We start from the raw sequence: 17,458 nt of genomic DNA on the forward strand, positions 1-17,458 counted from the left end.
TCCCACAACAACACCCAGGAGACATTCCATGAGAACTTCCACTACCCTCATCCGCCGCGCTGTACTGGCTGTGGCCGGTGCCGCCGTGTTCAGCGCGGCGCTGCCCGCGCTGGCCCAAGACATTAAACCGCGCCTGATCCGTTTTGGCTACGGCCTCAACGAACAAAGCAACCAGGGCCGTGCGTCCAAGGTGTTTGCCGAGGCCGTGGAAAAAGCCTCCGGAGGCAAGATGAAGGTGCGCACGATTGGCGCCTCCGCACTGGGCCCCGATGTGCAGATGCAGAACTCGCTGATTGGCGGTGCGCAGGAAATGATGGTCGGCTCGACGGCCACGCTGGTGGGTATCACCAAAGAGATGGCGCTGTGGGACACGCCCTTTTTGATCAGCAACGCCAAGGAAGCCGATGCACTTTTGGACGGCCCGATTGGCGACAAGATCCGCGCCAAGCTGCAGGACAAGGGCCTGGTCGGCCTGGCCTATTGGGAGAATGGTTTTCGCAACCTGACCAACAGCAAACGCGCCATCAACAAGGTGGAGGACCTGGACGGTATCAAGCTGCGCGTGATGCAGAACAACGTGTTCCTCAACAGCTTCAAGACCCTGGGCGCCAACGCCGTTCCCATGGCGTTCTCAGAACTGTTCAGCGCGCTGGAAACCAACACCGTGGACGGCCAGGAAAACCCCTTCAACACCATCCTCTCCAGCAAGTTTTACGAAGTGCAAAAGTACATGACGGTGACCAACCACGTGTACAGCCCCTGGATTGTGCTGGTCAGCAAGAAGTGGTGGGACCAGTTGTCCAAAGACGAGCAAAAAATCTTGAGCGACGCCGCCAAGCTGAGCCGCGACTTTGAGCGCAAGGACACCCGCGATGAAGCCTCCCGGGCCGTGGCCGACCTCAAGGCCAAGGGCATGCAGGTCAACGAACTGTCGCCCGCCGAGTCGGCCCGCATGCGCGACAAGCTGACCCGCGTCTACGCCCAGATTGGTGCCGACATTGGCATGGACCTGTGGAACGAAGCGCAGGCCGAGTTGGTGAAGATCCGCGCCAAGAAGTAAGCGCATCCCTGCAGCGGTGGGGCGGGGCTTACCAGTCCTCTTTCACCGCCATCACCGCATCGCGCCCCGCAGCGGCCTGGCCTGACAGCCAGGCCGTTGTCGTTCCGGCCGCCACCACGGCCGCAGCCAGCGCCGCCAGCCGGCCCCAGGGTAAGGCCAGCTCCATGGTCCAGTGAAAGCTCTGCGGGTTCACCACATGCACCAGCACCACGGCTACCGCCAGGCCCAGCGCCACGCCGGCCAGGGCGCCCAGCGTGGTCCAGGCCGCGCCTTCCAGTGCCACCACACGCAGTATCTGCCTGCGCGTCAGGCCCAGGTGCACCAAGAGGCCAAACTCTTTGCGCCGTGCCAGCACCTGCGCGCTGAAGCTGGCCGCCACGCCAAACAGGCCAATGCCAATGGCCACCGCCTGCAGCCAGTAGGTCACCGCAAAGCTGCGGTCAAAAATCTTCAGGCTGGACGCACGGATCTCGCGGGCCGAGCCAAACTCCAGCAAGTTGCCCGCCGCACCATCGGGTGTATGGGCGAGTTGATTGGCCAGCGTGCGCAAGCGGTCTTGCACCTGGGGCACGTCGGCATCCGGCAGCAGCCAGAAGGCAATGTCGTTGACCCGCGTGTCGGCGCTGTAGCGTGCAAAGTCGGCCGGGTCGATGGCCACGGTGCCAAACTGGCGGGCATAGTCGCGCCACACGCCTGCTACAAAAAAAGTAGCTGCTTGCGCAGTTTCCACGTGGGCTAGAGCCCTAAATGATGCAGAAAGTGCCGGCAGGTCCTGCCCCACCTGCGCCGCGTACAGGTCCAGCATGGCTTCGCTCACATAGACACCCACCCGCCCGGCGGGCACCGGCACGGGGTTGCCCACCAGCGGCAGGTTGAGTGCGCCTGTCTGGGCGTCGCGCAGTGGGCGCACCAGCAGCGCAATGGCCGGTTGGGCTGGGTCCAGCGTGAGTGACAGGGTGCGCTGCGTGCTCAGGCGCTCCACACCCGGCAGCTGCGCGGCGCCTTGCACAAAGGCGGGGTCAAAGTACGCCGTGTCCGCCGCACTGCCGCTGGTGGCCGTGCGCACATACAGGGCGGCGGGCAGCACCGCGTCCAGCCAGTCCGTGACCGAGGTGCGAAAGCTCGCCACCATCACGGTCAAGGCCACCGCCAGACTGAGCGATGCCACCACGCCGCTCACCGCCACGGCGGCACTTTCGCGCACGCGGCGCGCGCGCTCCACGGCCAGCAGGGGCAGGGCACGGCGTGCCACCCAGGGCGCCACCCCGTCCAGCACCCAGCCCACGGCGGCGGGCAGGGCGGTGATGCCGCCCAGCAGCAAACACGCCACGCTCAGGTAGGCCGCCAGCGGGATCTCCCACACCGGGGGCAGCAGCGCCAGCAGGCCACCCGCCACCAGCAGCGCCGCACCCAGCCAGGCGCGGTGGTGGCTGGCATCTGGCGTGCCCAGACCTTTAAGGGTTTGGGCCGGTGGCAGCTGCTGTGCCAGCCGGGCCGGCGCCCAGGCCCCCACCAGCGCGGCGGCCACACCCAGCAGGCCAAACACCAGCGCGGCTGCGCCACTCCACTGCAAGGCCGGTGCGCTGCCCGCAAAAAAACCACCGCCCAGATCACCGCCCAGCAAGCGCAGCGCCAGTGCGGCCAGCGCGCTGCCTAACGCCAGACCCAGCATGCTGCCCACACTGCCCAGCGCCCCTGCCTCCAGCAGCACCAGCTGCAGCCGCTGCCGGCCAGCGAGGCCCAGCACACCCAGCAGCGCAAACTGCTGCGCCCGCCGCGCCACGCTCAGGGCTAGCACTGAGAACACCAAAAAGCCCCCCGTGAACAGCGCCACCAGCGCCAGCACGGTCAGGTTCACGCGGTAGGCGCGCGACAGGTTGCTGATGCGCGCCACTGCGTCGCCGGGCGCACGCAGCGTGGCACCAGCGGGCCAGTCGGCGGCGCCCGTGACTTCGCGTACAAATGTTGCGCGGTCTACCCCCGCGCGCAGCCGCACATCCACGCGGCTCAGGTCGTTGCGGCCAAACAGGCTTTGCACGGCGGCAATGTCCATCACCGCCAGCGGCGCCCCACCCGCTGCCACGCTGCCCGCTACCTGCAGCGTGTGCAAGCGCAGCCCCTGCTGCAGTTGCAGTGTGGCGCCTGGCAAGGCCTGGCGCGCCAGCGGGTTGAGAAACACCGTGTCGGGGGCAAAAACAGCCAGGCGGTCCGCATTGGCGACGGGCAGGGGCAACAGGTCTGGCGCTACGGCGGCCACCTGCAATGCGTCCACGCCCACCACGCGCAGCAGCGTTTTCTGGCCTGCGTGCACGGCGTAGGTGCTGAGCTCCAGCACAGGTGCCGCCAGGGCCACATCGGGGTGGTGCAGCAGCCGCCCCCATAGCGCCAGGTCCACGCTGCTGGCGTTGCCAGCGGCCGTGCGCAGCTCCAGGTCGGGCTGGCCCCCCACCGAGCGCACGGCTTGCGAGAACTCGTCCAGTGCCGAGGCGTTGATCAGGTGCACCGCAAACGCCAGCGCCACCCCCAGCATCACTGACACCACGGCTGCTGCATTGCGCCACGGGTGCTGGCGCAGCTCCTGCCAGGAGAAAGTGGTAAGCAAAGGTAGCAACATGGGCCTAGCCTAGCGCAAACCCGTGTGGCCACGTCATCGGGGCTGGTTACCATGCGCAGCAAGGTGCAGCCGCCGGCTGCCGAGGGTAAACCTATGAGTGATCACGTGAGCGAAACCCCTGTTGCAGTCCCCGAGGCCGACGCCAGTGCATCGGCATCCTGGGCCCGTGCGGCCGCCCTGGGTGGCTTGGCCAGTCTGTTGGCGGCTTGTGCTGCCCCCGGCGGGCGGCTGGGGCGCGGCCTGCCCCTGCAGCGGCCCGACCAGCACCACCCCAGCGCCCACACGCCGCAGGAGGCCGCGCGCTTTCTGCTGCAGGCGCAGTTCTCCGCCTCGGATGCCGAGATCGCCGCCGTGCAAAAGCAGGGCTATGCGCGCTGGCTGGCAGAGCAGTTCGATGCGCCCCTGGGCCAAACCGGCTGGGACTGGCTCAACCAGCGCGGCTATGGCGTGATTGACAACACTACGCGCTACTTCGACCACTTCTACCCTGGCGACTACATGGTCTGGAACCAGCTCATGACCGCGCCCGACGCGGTGCGCAAGCGACTGGCACTGGCGATGTCAGAGTTCTTTGTGGTCTCGCTCACGGGGCTGGATTTTGCCTGGCGCAGCCACGCCATGGCGCACTACTGGGACACGCTGGTGCGCCACGCACTGGGCAACTTCCGCGACCTGCTGGAAGACGTGTCGCTGAACCCGGCCATGGGCCACTACCTCAACACCAAGGGCAACCAGAAAGAAAACCCCGCCACCGGCCGCGTGCCCGACGAGAACTACGCGCGCGAGGTGATGCAGCTCTTCAGCATCGGCCTGGTGCAGCTCAACCCCGACGGCACCGAGAAAACCGGTGCCAACGGCCAGCGGCTGGAAACCTATGTGCAGAGCGATGTGAGCCAGCTGGCCCGTGTGTTCACGGGTTACGACTTTGACCAGCGGCAAAACGTGGTCACCCCCTTTGACCCCGAAGGCAAGCGCAAGGTGGGCAACACCTACTTTGCCAAGCAGCGCATGCTGTTCACGGCCAACCGCCATTCGGACCTGCCCGTGCAGTTCCTGGGCGTCACCATTCCGGCAAACACGGCGGGGGCGGATGCGCTCAAGATCGCGCTGGACACACTGTTCCACCACCCCAATGTGGGCCCCTTCTTTGGCCGGCAGATGATCCAGCGCCTGGTCACCAGCAACCCCAGTCCGGCCTATGTGGCGCGCGTGTCGGCGGTGTTTGCGGACAACGGCGCCGGCGTGCGGGGTGACTTGCGCGCGGTGTTTGCGGCGGTGCTGCTGGACGACGAGGCGCGCAACCCCGAAGGCGTGCGCGAGGCCCGCTTTGGCCGCCTGCGCGAACCCATGCTGCGCCTGGTGCAGTGGGGCCGCACCTTTGGCGCCAGTTCGGCCCAGGGCAGCTGGAAAATTGGCGACCTCAGCAACCCCGCCACGCAGCTGGGCCAGAGCCCGTTGCGCTCGCCCTCGGTGTTCAACTTCTTTCGCCCCGGTTATGTGCCGCCGGCCACACAGATGGCGGCCAGCGGCGCCTCGGCGCCGGAGTTCCAGATCGTCACCGAGAGCAGCGTGGCGGGTTACCTGAACTTCATGCAGAACGTGATCCGCAACGGCATCTATGTGAACGACCCGGACCTGCCCAACAACATCAACAACTCCAGAAACCCCAAGAACGGCTTTGACATCAAGGCCAGCTACACGACCGAGCTGGCCCTGGCGCAAGACACCAAGGCGCTGGTTGCGCGGCTCAACCTGCTGCTGTGCGCGGGCCAGTTGCCCACCGCCCTGCAGGCGCGCATGGAGGCGGCCCTCAACGCCACGCCGCTGACCGCCACCAGTCCGCCCGACAAACGCCTGGACCGCGTGGCCTCAGCTGTGCTGCTGGCCATGGCTGCCCCCCAGTACCTGGTCCAGAAATAAGCGAGGCATCCCATGCACCTGCTCAACACCGCATTGCACACCCGTCGCGCCTTCCTCAAGCGCAGTGGCCAGCTGGCCCTGGCCGGCGTCGGCCTGCCCACGGCCCTGAACCTGGCCGCTCTGGGCGAGGCCGCTGCCGCCACGGCCACCGACTACAAGGCCCTGGTCTGCGTCTTTCTCTACGGGGGCAATGACTACGCCAACACCGTGGTCACCTTTGACCCCGCCAGCTACGCGCAATACGCCACCGTGCGCGGTGGGGCGGGGGATTCGGGTGGCGGCATCGCCCTGGCGCGCGCCGACCTGGAGCGCACCCTGCTCAAGCCACACCATCCTCTGGCAGAGGGCCGGCAGTACGCGCTGCACCCCGCCATGACGGGGTTGGCCGACCTGTTCAACGCCGGGCAGGCCGCCGTGCAGCTCAATGTGGGGCCGCTGGTGGTGCCGCTCACGCGTGCCCAGTTCAACAGCCCGGACCGCAAGACCTACCCGCTGCCGCCCAAGCTGTTTTCGCACAACGACCAGCAGTCCATTTGGCAATCGTCGTCACCCGAAGGCTCCACCGTGGGCTGGGGCGGGCACCTGGGCGACTTGGCTTTGCGCAGCAATGCCAAGTCTTTGTTCACTTGTATGTCGGTCACCGGCAATGCGGTGTTTCTGTCGGGCGACTCGGCGTTGCAGTACCAGGTCAGCACGGGCGGAGCCGTGCGCGTGCGTGCGGCTACCGATAACGCGGTCTACGGCTCCAAAGCGGTGAAAGATTTGTTGTCTCAGATGATTTCGGAGCCCAGCACCCATCCACTGGAAAACGAATACGTACGCGTAATGCAACGTTCGCGCGAAGCCGAGGTGCATGTGGCCGCTGCGCTGGCCGGTAGCCAAAGTGGTGGCACTACGCCACTGATGACGGAGTTTCCCACTGGCAATCCCCTGGCCGACCAGCTGAAGATGGTGGCGCGCCTGATCCAGGGCCGGGATGTGCTGGGCGCCAAGCGCCAGGTGTTCATGGTGTCGCTGGGCGGCTTCGATTTGCACGACAACCTGATTGCCCAACAGCCCGTGTTGATGGGTCGCGTCAGTGAAGCCATGGCGGCGTTTTACCGCGCTACCGTCGAGCTGGGCGTGGCGCAGAATGTGACCGCTTTTACGGCGTCCGACTTCGGCCGCACGCTCACGTCGAATGGCGATGGTTCCGACCACGGCTGGGGCGGCCACCACCTTGTGGTCGGTGGCGCCGTCAAGGGCCGCGCCTTTTATGGCGCGCCGCCCCCTGTCAGCGTGGGCAACACCGGCGCACCACAAGACCAATGGCATGTGGGTCAAGGCCGTCTGCTGCCCAGTACCTCGGTGGATCAGTACGCCGCCACACTGGCACGATGGTTTGGCGTCGGGCCACTAGAGATGAACACCATCCTGCCAAACCTGCGGCAGTTTGGGGCGGCCGCTGGGCGAGCCGACTATCCTGTGGATTTGGGATTTATGGGAATGTCTGCATGAGAGTGATGGTGTTGGGTGGGTACGGAAACTTTGGCGCTCGTATCTGTCGTGCCCTGGCTGCAGATCCCTCCATCACCTTGCTGGTTGCTGGACGGGATGGGAGCCGTGCTTCCGCCTTTGCTGCAGAACTCAACCACGCGCATGGCGCGGGTGCCAGCGCTGCGGTGGTGGATTGCCAGAGCCCGGATTTTTCACAAACACTGCGCGAGCACCGGGTCGGACTGCTGATCCACACTGCGGGCCCGTTTCAGGGGCAAGACTATGCGGTGGCTCGGGCGTGTGCAGAGGCCGGTGCGCATTACATCGACCTGGCCGACGGTCGGCGTTTTGTGTGTGACTTTGCTTCGGCCATGCAGGGCCCGTTTGTGGCGGCCAACCGGGTGGCGATCACCGGTGCCAGCACGGTGCCGGCCTTGTCGTCTGCAGTGGTGGACTTTCTGTGCCGCGGCTGGCAGTGCATCGACAGTATTGATACCTGCATTGCCCCGGCACAAACGGCGCCGCGCGGTGTCGCCACGCTGGAGGCGGTGCTGAGTTATTGCGGTGCCCCCGTGCAGGTGTGGCGCGGCGGGCAGTGGCAGGCGCAGACCGGCTGGTCCTATCCGCAGCGTGTGGAGTTTCAACGCCTGAAGCCTCGGTTGGGCGCGGTCTGCGACATCCCCGATCTGGAACTATTCCCCGCGCACTACCAGGTGCAAGACCACATGGTGTTTCGCGCGGCTCTGGAAGTCGGCCTTTCCCAGCGGGCCTTTGCATTTCTGGCCTGGCTGCGTAAACATGGGGTGTTGAAGAATCCATCTGCTTTGGCTAGGCTACTCAATGCAGGCGCCCCATGGTTTGACCCGCTGGGTTCCGCACTGGGCGGCATGGTGGTGCGCGTGGGTGGTTTGAACGCGGACAACATGCCGGCCCGACGCGCCTGGCACATCGCCGCTGACAAAGACCATGGCCCCGAAATCCCCTGCATGGCCGCCATCCTGCTGGCTCGCCGCTTGGCAGCAGGTGAGCGCATGGAATCCGGTGCACGCGCTTGTGTGGGGCTGCACAAGTTGGAAGACTTCACCCCCGAGTTCGCCAAGTGGGGCATGGTCACGGATGTCTTGGAGGAGGGCTAAGCCATGGGACATGCTGAGCTGCGGTGGCTGCGCTACAGCCTGGTTTTTGTCTGGCTGGCCACGGCGATCGTCAGTGTGCTGGAGCTGCGTGGGCAAAGCCGCATGCTGCTGGTGGCCAGTGGCGTGACGGACGTGCGCGTGGCCGATGCCCTGGTGTGGGCGGGGGCTGCCGTGGATGCATTGCTAGGACTGCTTTTGCTGGTGTTGCCGGTGCGGCGCGTCTACGGCTTGGCCTTGTTGGTGATGCTGGGCATGACGGTGGTGGCGACCTTCATGCAGCCTGCGCTGTGGTTGCATCCGTTGGGGCCTTTGACCAAAAACGTGCCGATTGCGGTGGTGTTGTGGATCTTGACGCGGAGGTCGCCGTGAGTCTGTATGTGTTTTTGAAGTGGGTGCACATTCTGTCCAGCGTGGTGCTGGTGGGTACCGGGTTTGGCACGGCGTTTTTCTTCTTTTATGCGAACCGCAGTGGCGTGGTGGCCGCGCAGGCCGTGGTGTCACGCTTGGTGGTGCGGGCCGACACCTGGTTCACTTCGCCCGCCGTGGTGATCCAGCCCATCACGGGCGTGTGGATGGCCTACCTGGCCGGTTACCCCTGGCACACGCCATGGTTGCTGGTGACGGTGGCGCTCTACCTGTTCACGGGTGCCTGCTGGACACCCGTGGTGGCGCTGCAGCTGCGCATGGCCGACATGGCGAAAGCGGCACATGAAAAGAACGAATCCTTGCCGGAGCTTTACTGGCAGTACGCGCGCCGCTGGGAAGCGCTGGGCTACCCCGCCTTCATCGCCATGCTGGCGGTGTTCTACCTGATGGTGGCCAAGCCGGCCCTGTGGGCATAGGCCTGCGCAGGCGGCCCACAGACGCAAAAGCCTACAATCCAAGCTTCCACCGGGGGTGTCCGTCACAGGACTGAGAAATACCCCATGTACCTGATCTGGGTTATGCCAGCGTAGGAAGTGTGAGAAGCCTGTCCCGTCTTGCGGGTGCCGGTTTTTGATGCGACCTTCTGCTGGCGCATTAAAAGCGAGCACACCATGCAACACGGGATTTTTTCGTTTCTGAAGACCACGCTGGGCGCGGCCTTGCTGACCGCCGGCTTGGCGGCTGCCCACGCTGCCGACCTGCGCGTGCTGACCCACAGCTCATTCACCGTGCCCAAGCCCCTGCTGGCACAGTTTGAAAAAGACAATGGCGTGAAGCTGCGCATCACCAAGGCCGGTGACGCCGGCGAGATGCTGAACAAGCTCATCCTCACCAAGGCCAATCCGATTGCCGATGTGGTCTACGGCATCGACAACGCGCTGGCGCCCAAGGCCCTGGCGGCCGACGTGCTCGACAGCTACGCCGGTGCCGCCGCAGGCCGCAAGCCCGCCGCCGAACTGCCCGCACCGCTGGTGCCCGTGGACTACGGCTACGTGACCCTGAACTACGACAAGGCCTGGTTTGCCAAGAACAACGTGGCCGTGCCCAAGGCGCTGGAAGACCTGGCCCAGCCTGCCTACGCCAAATTGCTCGTTGTGCAAAACCCCGCGACCAGCAGCCCTGGTTACGCCTTCCTGCTGGCCACCATTGGCGCCATGGGCGAGGACAAGGCCTTTGACTTCTGGGCCAAGCTGCGCGCCAACGGCCTGAAGGTGGCCAAGGGCTGGAGCGAGGCCTACTACACCGAGTTCAGCCAGAACGGCGGCAAACACCCCATCGTGGTGAGCTACGCCACCAGCCCGGCAGCAGAGTTGTTTTACAGCAAGACCAAGCTGGCTGAGCCACCCACCGCATCGCTGAGCCTGCCCGGCGCCGTGTTCCGCCAGGTCGAAGGCGTGGCCTTGGTCAAGGGCGGCAAGGAGCGCGCTGCGGCCGAGAAGTTTGTGGAATTCCTGCGCTCGCCCGCCGTGCAACAGGGCATGCAGACCGAGATGTGGATGTACCCCGCCGAAGTAGGTGTGGCCAAGTCCGACGCCTTCAAGTTCGCCCCCGAGCCCACCGCTTTTAATGCACCCAGCGATGCCGACATTGCCAGCAAGGGCGCCGGTTGGGTGGCGCGCTGGACCAAGGTGGTGCTGAAGTAATCCGCGGAAACCTGAGCCTGCGGAGTTGACCATGCGCCACCGCAACCCGGCGCAGCCCTGGGCGGGCTGGGTGCTGCCCGTGCTGCCACTGGTGTTTTTGCTGGTGGTGCTGGTGGCCCCTGCGCTGCGTTTGCTGGTGGAGGGCTGGCGGGGCGATGCGGGCGTTGCCATCTTGTTCGCACCCTGGTTGGACCCGTATTTGCGCTGGCGCATGGCCTGGTCGTTCTGCCAGGCCACCATCACCTGCGTCGCTGCGCTCATTCTCGGCCTGCCCATGGCCTGGGTGTTGGCGCGTTTTGATTTCCCCGGTCGCACGCTGATTCTGCGCGGGCTCATGCTGCCATTTGTGGTGCCCACGCTGGTGGCGGCCATGGGCGTGCTGGCGCTGCTGGGGCCGCAGGGCCTGCTGGTGCAGTTTGGCGGGCCGGACCTGCAGGACACGCCCTGGCTGCTGCTCTACGGCAATCTGTTTTTCAACCTCTGCGTGGTGGTGCGCGCGGGCACCGATGCGCTGGGGCAGGTGAGTGCCTCGCGCGTGGCCGCGGCGCGCACGCTGGGCGCCACGCCCTGGCGTGCGTTCTGGCGCGTGGAGTGGCCAGCCATCGCGCCCTGGCTGGCCTCGGCGCTGTGCCTGGTGTTTCTGTATTGTTTTGCCGGCTTTGGCCTGGCGCTGGTGCTGGGCGGGCAAGATTACGCCACGGCCGAGGTGGAGATCTACACGCTGGTGGCACACGAGCTGCAGCTGCAGCAGGCCGGTGTGCTGGCGGTGTGGATGCTGCAGCTAACCGCGCTGGTGGCGTTGGCTTACGCCGCTATTGAACGCCGGCTGGCTGCGCCCGGCCGTGCGGACCGCCTACCGCGTGTGCAACCCCACGGCGCGGCGCAATGGGCTGCGGTGCTGGCCATGGCTGGTGTTTATATGCTGATTTGTGCTCTACCCCTCGTCGCCATTGCGCAAGGTGCTATGAATTCGGGAGCGGATGCTTGGGCCGTGCTGCTGGAAGACGACACGCTGGCCGCGCTGTGGAACACGGCGCGTTTCACCGCACTGTCCCTGTTGCTGGCCACCGCGCTGGGCCTGGCGCACGCGCTGGCGGCGCGGCGTGTGTTGTGGCTGCGGGCACTGGTGTTTCTGCCCTTCATGGTGTCGCCGGTGATGGTGGCGTTTGGCTTGTTGCTGCTGTACCCGGCGTGGACCGGCAGCTTTGGCCTGCTGGTGGCGGCCTATGCCTTGCTGGCCTACCCATTTGTGGCCAAGTCCATTGCCTCCGCGCTGGACAGCCTGCCCCAGCACTACCTGGATGCCGCGCGCAGCCTGGGTGCCAGTCCGTGGCGCGCGTTTGTGCGTGTGACGCTGCCGCTGCTGGCGCCCGCATTGCGCCGTGGCATGGCGTTTGCGGCGGCCACGGCGGTGGGTGAGTTTGCGGTCACGCTGTTTTTGTCGCGCCCCGAGTGGGCCACACTCACCACCCTGATCTATCAGCACCTGGGCCGCCCCGGTGCGGCCAACCGCAGCGCCGCGCTGGTGCTGGCCTGTGTGCTCATGGGGCTGGCGCTGCTGGCCTTTTTGCTGATTGAAACCAAGCCCTCTGAGGACCGCGAACATGCTTGAGCTGCAGGCCATCTGCAAACACTGGCAGCCCACCCATGCACCACGTGGTGCGGTACCACGCCCGCTGCTGCAGGACCTGCAACTGCAGGTGCGCCCCGGCGAGACGGCGGCGCTCCTGGGCCCCTCCGGCAGCGGCAAGAGCACGTTGCTCAAGATCGTGGCCGGGCTGGAGCCGCCCGAGAGTGGGCGCGTGTTGTTTGCCGGCCAAGACATCACCCGCACCCCGCCCGAGCGGCGTGGCTTTGCACTGATGTTCCAGGACTTCGCGCTGTTCCCGCACCTCAACGTGTTGGACAACGTGGCCTTTGGCCTGGTGGAGCAGGGCCAGCGCAAGGCCGCGGCGCGCGAGCAGGTGCGCGCCATGCTGGAGCGTTTTGGCCTGCAGGCCTATGCCAAATCCAAGGTGTGGCAGCTATCGGGTGGCGAGCAGCAGCGCGTGGCGCTGGCGCGTGCGCTGATCACCCAGCCTCGCGTGCTGCTGTTGGATGAACCCTTCTCGGCGCTGGACGCCGAGCTGCGCCTGCAGCTGCGCCAGGAGTTTGTGCAGCGTATTGCGGAGTTCCAGATGGCCACCATTTTGGTGACGCACGACGAAACCGAAGCGCGTGCCATGGGCACATGCGGCTACCGGCTGGTGGACGGGGCACTGGCGCCCCAGTGGTGAAGGCGAGCGCAGCGCCTACTTGCTGTCGCGTGGGCGAATGCTTTCCTTGAGCACATTGGCCGGGTAGTAGGTCTGAAAACTCTTCCACAGCGTACTCGCCACGGTGGGGCGGTTCAGCAGGGCCAGCAGCGTGGCGCTGTCTTCTTTGCTGAGAGAGTTTTTGGAGATGTAAAGGCCGTTGTCTCCCCAGGGCAATTCCGCAATCGGGTCGAAGCGCAGCTTGTCCACCATGTCGCTAACCCGCGCATCGTCCTGGATAGCCCCCACCAGAATCACTGGCGCCATGATGGTGACATCCCCCGGGTTGGCCTTGAGCACCCGGGCTACGGCCAGCGGGTCAGATTCCAGCACCAGGCGGTTTTGCCGCTGCAGGGCCTCCGTCAGTTCCTGGTAGGCCACGCCGTAATCGAATCCACGCACCAGCACCACGCGCACGTCCTTGCGCTCAATCAGGTCGTAGGCGCTCTTGAAGGGTGCTCGCTTCCCATCCAACGAAATCAGGGTGGCGCGGCTGCGGGTGAGCGGCACAAATATGCCGTGCTCGTCGCGTCGTTGGGTCTTGGTGGCCGGCACCAGCAGGTCCGCCTTGCCGGTTTCAAACAACAGTTCCTGGCGCGCACGTGGCACCGGCGTCAGCACAAATTCACAACCGTCTTTGCCACCCAGTGAACGCAGCAGTTCGGGGTAAATGCCGCTGATCTCGCCATCGCTGATGATCACACTTTGCCCCGTGGACGACATGGGGACTTGCATCGGGCGGGAGCAGTTCGCCATGGCTACCCCACCCGTGGCAAGGGCAATGCAAGTAGTCAACGTAGGCAAGAGAGTGGGCAGGCGCACGAGGAGCTTCCGGTTTGTTACAAATCAGTCTAGCGCAAGCCCCCTGTGCTGTCAGCGGTAAAAGCCAGAACCAGGGCCTGGCGCAGGGCCATGGCCTAGGGCCTATGACGGAGTGAGCCCAACGGACTATTGAGCCGGTCCGATCGAGCCGTTAACCTTGTAACACTTTGATACAAGGTGAGGAAAAAACGTATGTCTTTCAAATTCTGGATGGTTGGCGCACTCAGCGCCACCTTGGCACTGGCCGCACAGGCCAGCACCCCCAATACCAACACCACCATTTACGGTGACAACTTCGGCACTGGCAGCAGCTACAGCACCACCTTTTTGAATGGTGTGACGGCTAATTTTGTTGCCAAGGTTGGTGAAGACGCCGCCAAGTTCAGCTTCAAGCCCGGTCAGGGCGGTTTCCAGGGCGTGGGCGTGTCGCCCAAGCGCGGTTCCGAGCGCACCCCGGGCGAAATCGACATTGGCGAGTCCATCACCGGCAGCTTCTCTGCCGGTATCAAGATCACCAGCTTCACGCTAGGGCTGTTGTTTGACGGCGGCGAATACCACGATGTGAACGAAGTCGCCAAGGTCAAGGCCTTCTACGAAGGTAGGTGGCACTCCTTCACGCTCAAGGCTACCGGTACCACCTTGGCGCTGTGGTCTGGCGTTGGCGCGACCATCACCAACCTGAGCGCAGCCGCTGATGGCCTGGGCGGTGTCTGGAATGTGGCAAACCCCTTTGGCGACAAGCTGGTCAGCAAGCTGGTTTTCACGGCGATTGAGGGCGACGCAGCCCGTGGTTGCCGCAACTGCACCAACCAGTCCGACTACACGCTGATCAGTGTGAGCGCCGTGCCCGAACCCGAAACCTATGCCTTGTTGCTGGCCGGTCTGGGCGCGGTGGGCATGGCGGCGCGCCGTCGCAAGCAGCAGCGCTGAGCGTTTGCGTTCCCCAACAAAAAACCGGCCTTGTGCCGGTTTTTTGTTGGGCGTCTGTCGGCGCATCAGGCCGGTGCAATGCCATCAGCGCGCAGGTGCAGCACACGGTCGGCCTGCGCGGTAGCGGCCAACGAATGGGTGACCAGTACCAGCGCCGTGCCGTGCTGGCGGGTTTGCGCCACCAGCGCGTCCATCACTTTGGCGGCGGTGGTCGGGTCCAGGTTGCCGGTGGGTTCATCGGCCAGCAGCAGGGCGGGCTGGTGCACCAGTGCCCGCGCTATGGCCACGCGCTGCAGCTGCCCGCCGCTGAGCTGCTGCGGCAGGCGTGCGCCCAGGCCACCCAGGCCCACGGCCTCTAGCAGCGCTTCCACCCGCGCCGGGTCGGGCCGGTTCAGCAGCAGCAGGGGCAACGCCACGTTCTGCGCCACATCCAGGTGCGGCAACACATGGAAGGCCTGGAACACAAAACCTACCGCCTCGCGGCGCAGCAGGGCACGCGCGTCGTCGGTCATGCCGCCCAGGTCGTGCCCGGCTAGCTGCACGCCGCCGCTGTCCCAGTGGTCCAGCCCGGCCATGCAGTTCAGCAGCGTGGACTTGCCCACGCCCGATTCGCCCACGATGGCGACAAACTCACCGGGCGCCACGTCCAGCGACACATTGGCAAATACGGGCGTGCTGCCGTAGTGTTTGTTCAGGGCCTGGACGCGCAGGGTCATGGGGCAGGGCGCTGGGTCAGCACGGTGTCGACCAGCGCCAGTACCTGCGCCAGTGCATCGGGCGCATCGGCGGCCACAAGCTTGCGCTGCGGCATGGAGCGCAGCCAGGTGATCTGTCGTTTGGCCAACTGGCGCGTGGCAAAGATGCCCTTGTCGCGCATCTCGGCCATCGGCCACACACCATCGAGTGCCTCCCAGGCCTGGCGGTAGCCCACGCAGCGCACGCTGGGCAGGTCCAGGTGCAGATCGCCGCGCGCGCGCAGGGCCTGCACCTCGTCCAGAAAACCCTGCGCTAGCATGGCGTCAAAGCGTTGGGCAATACGACCGTGCAGCCAGGCCCGATCTGCGGGTTCCAAGGAAAATAGGGCTCTAGCCCCCGTGGAATCTGCGCGAGCAGCTTCTGTTTTGATAGCGGCACTGGCAGCGTGAAAGTGCGACAGCGGCAGGCCGGAGATGCGGTACACCTCCAGCGCACGCTGGATGCGCTGGCTGTCGGCCGGGGCCAGGCGGGCCGCGGTGATGGGGTCCACCTGTGCCAGCTCGGCGTGCATGGCGGGCCAGCCTTTCTCCACCGCTTCGGCGTCCAGCGCGGTGCGCACCTCGGGGTTGGCGGCGGGCATGTCGTCCAGCCCGTCAAACAAGGCCTTGAAGTACAGCATGGTGCCGCCGACCAGCAGGGGCAGCTTGCCGCGCGCGGCAATGCCCACGATCAGCGCCTGCGCGTCGCGTACAAATTCGGCGGCGCTGTAGGCGTTCAGCGGGTCGCGGATGTCGATCAGGTGGTGCGGCACGGCTGCGAGCTCGGCGGCGCTGGGCTTGGCCGTGCCAATGTCCATGCTGCGGAACACGAGGGCCGAGTCCACGCTGATGATCTCGCACGGGTGGCGCTCTGCAATGGCCAGCGCGGCGGCCGTCTTGCCACTGGCCGTGGGGCCGGCCAGGCAGATGTGAAAGGGAAGGGGCGGATTCATGTGTTTTGGGGCTGTCCAGGCAAATGGTCCAGCGCCACCTTGCGCAGCAGCAGCACCAGGCCCACGGCGGCCACCGTCAGCCCCACCACCAGTGCGATCCAGAAACCCTGCGCGCCCATGGCCTGGACCGGGTGCCAGGGCAGCCACTGCGGCGCCAGGCCCAGCACGCAACCCAGTGGGAGCGAGAACACCCAGAAGGCAGTGAGGTGGATCACCATGGGGCTGCGCGTGACCTTGTAGCCGCGGATGGCGCAGCTGATCACCACCTGGGCCGAGTCCGACAGCTGGAACGCCGCGGCCAGCAACAGCAGGTTGGCGGCCAGGGCGGCCACGGCTGCGTCATTGGTATAGGCCCAGGCAATCTGGTGGGTGAGCAGCGCCATGGCGATGGCCGAAACCACACCAAAGCCCAGCCCCGCATTCACCCCTACCCAAGCGCGAAAACGCGCGGCCACCGGGTCACCCGCGCCCAGCGACTGGCCCACCCGGGTGAGCAAGGCAATGCCCAGGCTCAGCGGCACCATAAAGACCAGCGAGGTGAAGTTCAGCGCAATCTGGTGCGCGGCCACCTCGCGGCTGCCAAAGCCAGCAATCAGCAGCGCGATGAGGCCAAACGCGCTGGTCTCGGCAAAGTAGGTCACGCCAATCGGGAAACCCAGCTTCCACAACGCGCCGAGCTTCTCGGGGTGCGGCCATTCCCATTGGCCAAACGGCCAGGTGCTGCGGTAGGCCGGCGACCAGCGCATCCACAGCAGCAGGCCCAGAAAGTTGAGCCACACACACAGCAGCGTGGCCCAGGCGCAGCCTAGCCCGCCCAGGCGCGGGAAGGGGCCCACGCCAAACACCAGCAGCCAGTTCACCAGCACGTTCAGCCCCAGCGCAGCCAGCGACATGACCATGATGGGTTTTGTCTGGTTCAGGCTGGCGCTGTAGCCGTAGAGCACGCGGTAGCAGGTGAAGGCCGGTAGGCCAAAGCTGATGATGAACACAAAACCGCTGGCCACCTCGCGCACATGGGGTTCGATGTCCATGTGGTCAAACACCAACGCTGCGATGTTGACCAGCACCATGGCACACAGGCCCACGCCCAGCGCCTTCCACAGGCCCTGGCGCACCAGGTGTGGCACCTTGTCAAATTCTTGGGCACCCACATGGTGGGCCACCAGCGGGGCGACCGACATCATCAGCCCCATGAGGGTGATGATGGTGATGTTCCAGATGGAGACGCCCAGCGAGATGCCGGCCAGGTCGTGCGCCGACGCGTGGCCGGCCATGGCCACATCGGCCACCGACATGCCCACATTGGCCAGCTGCCCGATCAGGATGGGCCAGGCCAGTTGCCACAGGGCTGCCAGTTCGGTGCCTGCGCGCCGCATGCGGGTAGGGGAAGACGGAAGGGGAATGGCAGACATGGGCCTGCCATTCTAGGGGCGCGGTGTGCCCCTCGGTT

The 17,458-nt window shown here is 65.6% G+C and carries 14 protein-coding genes, 1 pseudogene and 1 riboswitch; of the genes and pseudogenes, 10 read left to right on the plus strand and 5 right to left on the minus strand.

What is annotated here, in order from left to right:
- The first annotated feature begins 28 nt into the window (after positions 1 to 28).
- Positions 29 to 1,060 carry a TRAP transporter substrate-binding protein gene (locus AC097A_RS07290; RefSeq protein WP_479620319.1) on the plus strand — a complete coding sequence of 344 codons (1,032 nt, stop codon included), beginning with the start codon at positions 29 to 31 and terminating at the stop codon, positions 1,058 to 1,060.
- A 28-nt stretch (positions 1,061 to 1,088) separates the two neighbouring features.
- On the opposite strand, the gene AC097A_RS07295 is transcribed toward AC097A_RS07290, so the two are convergent.
- Positions 1,089 to 3,674, minus strand: coding sequence for an FtsX-like permease family protein (locus tag AC097A_RS07295; RefSeq protein WP_479620320.1), 2,586 nt, complete (start codon positions 3,672 to 3,674; stop codon positions 1,089 to 1,091).
- A 93-nt stretch (positions 3,675 to 3,767) separates the two neighbouring features.
- On the opposite strand from AC097A_RS07295, the gene AC097A_RS07300 reads away from it, so the two are divergent.
- The 8 genes from AC097A_RS07300 to AC097A_RS07335 all read left to right on the plus strand — a co-directional run bounded on the left by AC097A_RS07300 (position 3,768) and on the right by AC097A_RS07335 (position 12,551).
- Positions 3,768 to 5,594 carry a DUF1800 domain-containing protein gene (locus AC097A_RS07300; RefSeq protein ID WP_479620321.1) on the plus strand — a complete coding sequence of 609 codons (1,827 nt, stop codon included), beginning with the start codon at positions 3,768 to 3,770 and terminating at the stop codon, positions 5,592 to 5,594.
- Between the two features lie 12 nt (positions 5,595 to 5,606).
- Positions 5,607 to 7,091 carry a DUF1501 domain-containing protein gene (locus AC097A_RS07305; protein WP_479620322.1) on the plus strand — a complete coding sequence of 495 codons (1,485 nt, stop codon included), beginning with the start codon at positions 5,607 to 5,609 and terminating at the stop codon, positions 7,089 to 7,091.
- Positions 7,088 to 8,206, plus strand: a complete 1,119-nt coding sequence (locus tag AC097A_RS07310) for a saccharopine dehydrogenase family protein (protein ID WP_479620323.1) — start codon at positions 7,088 to 7,090, stop codon at positions 8,204 to 8,206. Before AC097A_RS07305 ends, AC097A_RS07310 begins: the two co-directional genes overlap by 4 nt.
- 3 nt (positions 8,207 to 8,209) lie before the next feature.
- Positions 8,210 to 8,575: a DoxX-like family protein gene (locus AC097A_RS07315; protein ID WP_479620324.1), complete on the plus strand. Its 366-nt coding sequence runs from the start codon at positions 8,210 to 8,212 to the stop codon at positions 8,573 to 8,575.
- A complete protein-coding gene (locus tag AC097A_RS07320; RefSeq protein WP_479620325.1) occupies positions 8,572 to 9,048 on the plus strand; it encodes a DUF2269 family protein in 477 nt (158 codons plus the stop codon). Before AC097A_RS07315 ends, AC097A_RS07320 begins: the two co-directional genes overlap by 4 nt.
- Positions 9,049 to 9,089: 41 nt before the next feature.
- A riboswitch (TPP riboswitch) is annotated at positions 9,090 to 9,183 on the plus strand.
- 60 nt (positions 9,184 to 9,243) lie between these two features.
- Entirely contained in the window at positions 9,244 to 10,275 is a 1,032-nt protein-coding gene (locus AC097A_RS07325) for a thiamine ABC transporter substrate-binding protein (RefSeq protein ID WP_479620326.1), read from the plus strand.
- Positions 10,276 to 10,306: 31 nt separating this feature from the next.
- Complete coding sequence (locus AC097A_RS07330) at positions 10,307 to 11,887, plus strand: ABC transporter permease (RefSeq protein WP_479620327.1); 1,581 nt, start codon at positions 10,307 to 10,309, stop codon at positions 11,885 to 11,887.
- On the plus strand, positions 11,880 to 12,551 hold the full coding sequence (locus AC097A_RS07335; RefSeq protein ID WP_479620328.1) for an ABC transporter ATP-binding protein: 672 nt from the start codon (positions 11,880 to 11,882) through the stop codon (positions 12,549 to 12,551). Before AC097A_RS07330 ends, AC097A_RS07335 begins: the two co-directional genes overlap by 8 nt.
- A 15-nt stretch (positions 12,552 to 12,566) precedes the next feature.
- On the opposite strand, the gene AC097A_RS07340 is transcribed toward AC097A_RS07335, so the two are convergent.
- Positions 12,567 to 13,304 carry a substrate-binding periplasmic protein gene (locus tag AC097A_RS07340; RefSeq protein WP_236635404.1) on the minus strand — a complete coding sequence of 246 codons (738 nt, stop codon included), beginning with the start codon at positions 13,302 to 13,304 and terminating at the stop codon, positions 12,567 to 12,569.
- A 915-nt stretch (positions 13,305 to 14,219) separates the two neighbouring features.
- Between AC097A_RS07340 and AC097A_RS07345 the strand changes: the two are divergent.
- A pseudogene (locus tag AC097A_RS07345) lies at positions 14,220 to 14,321 on the plus strand (FxDxF family PEP-CTERM protein); the annotation flags it as partial.
- A gap of 65 nt (positions 14,322 to 14,386) precedes the next feature.
- On the opposite strand, the gene AC097A_RS07350 reads toward AC097A_RS07345, so the two are convergent.
- The 3 genes from AC097A_RS07350 to AC097A_RS07360 are packed head-to-tail and all read right to left on the minus strand — an operon-like array spanning position 14,387 to position 17,420.
- A complete protein-coding gene (locus tag AC097A_RS07350) occupies positions 14,387 to 15,037 on the minus strand; it encodes an ABC transporter ATP-binding protein (protein WP_479620329.1) in 651 nt (216 codons plus the stop codon).
- On the minus strand, positions 15,034 to 16,008 hold the full coding sequence (miaA, locus tag AC097A_RS07355) for a tRNA (adenosine(37)-N6)-dimethylallyltransferase MiaA (protein ID WP_479620330.1): 975 nt from the start codon (positions 16,006 to 16,008) through the stop codon (positions 15,034 to 15,036). The genes AC097A_RS07350 and miaA overlap by 4 nt, the downstream gene beginning before the upstream one ends.
- Positions 16,005 to 17,420 (minus strand): MATE family efflux transporter, encoded by a 1,416-nt coding sequence (locus tag AC097A_RS07360; RefSeq protein ID WP_479620331.1) that lies wholly within the window; start codon positions 17,418 to 17,420, stop codon positions 16,005 to 16,007. Before AC097A_RS07360 ends, miaA begins: the two co-directional genes overlap by 4 nt.
- Positions 17,421 to 17,458: the final 38 nt, after the last annotated feature.

The sequence above is a fragment of the Rhodoferax sp. XS2R6 genome, from assembly GCF_056521365.1.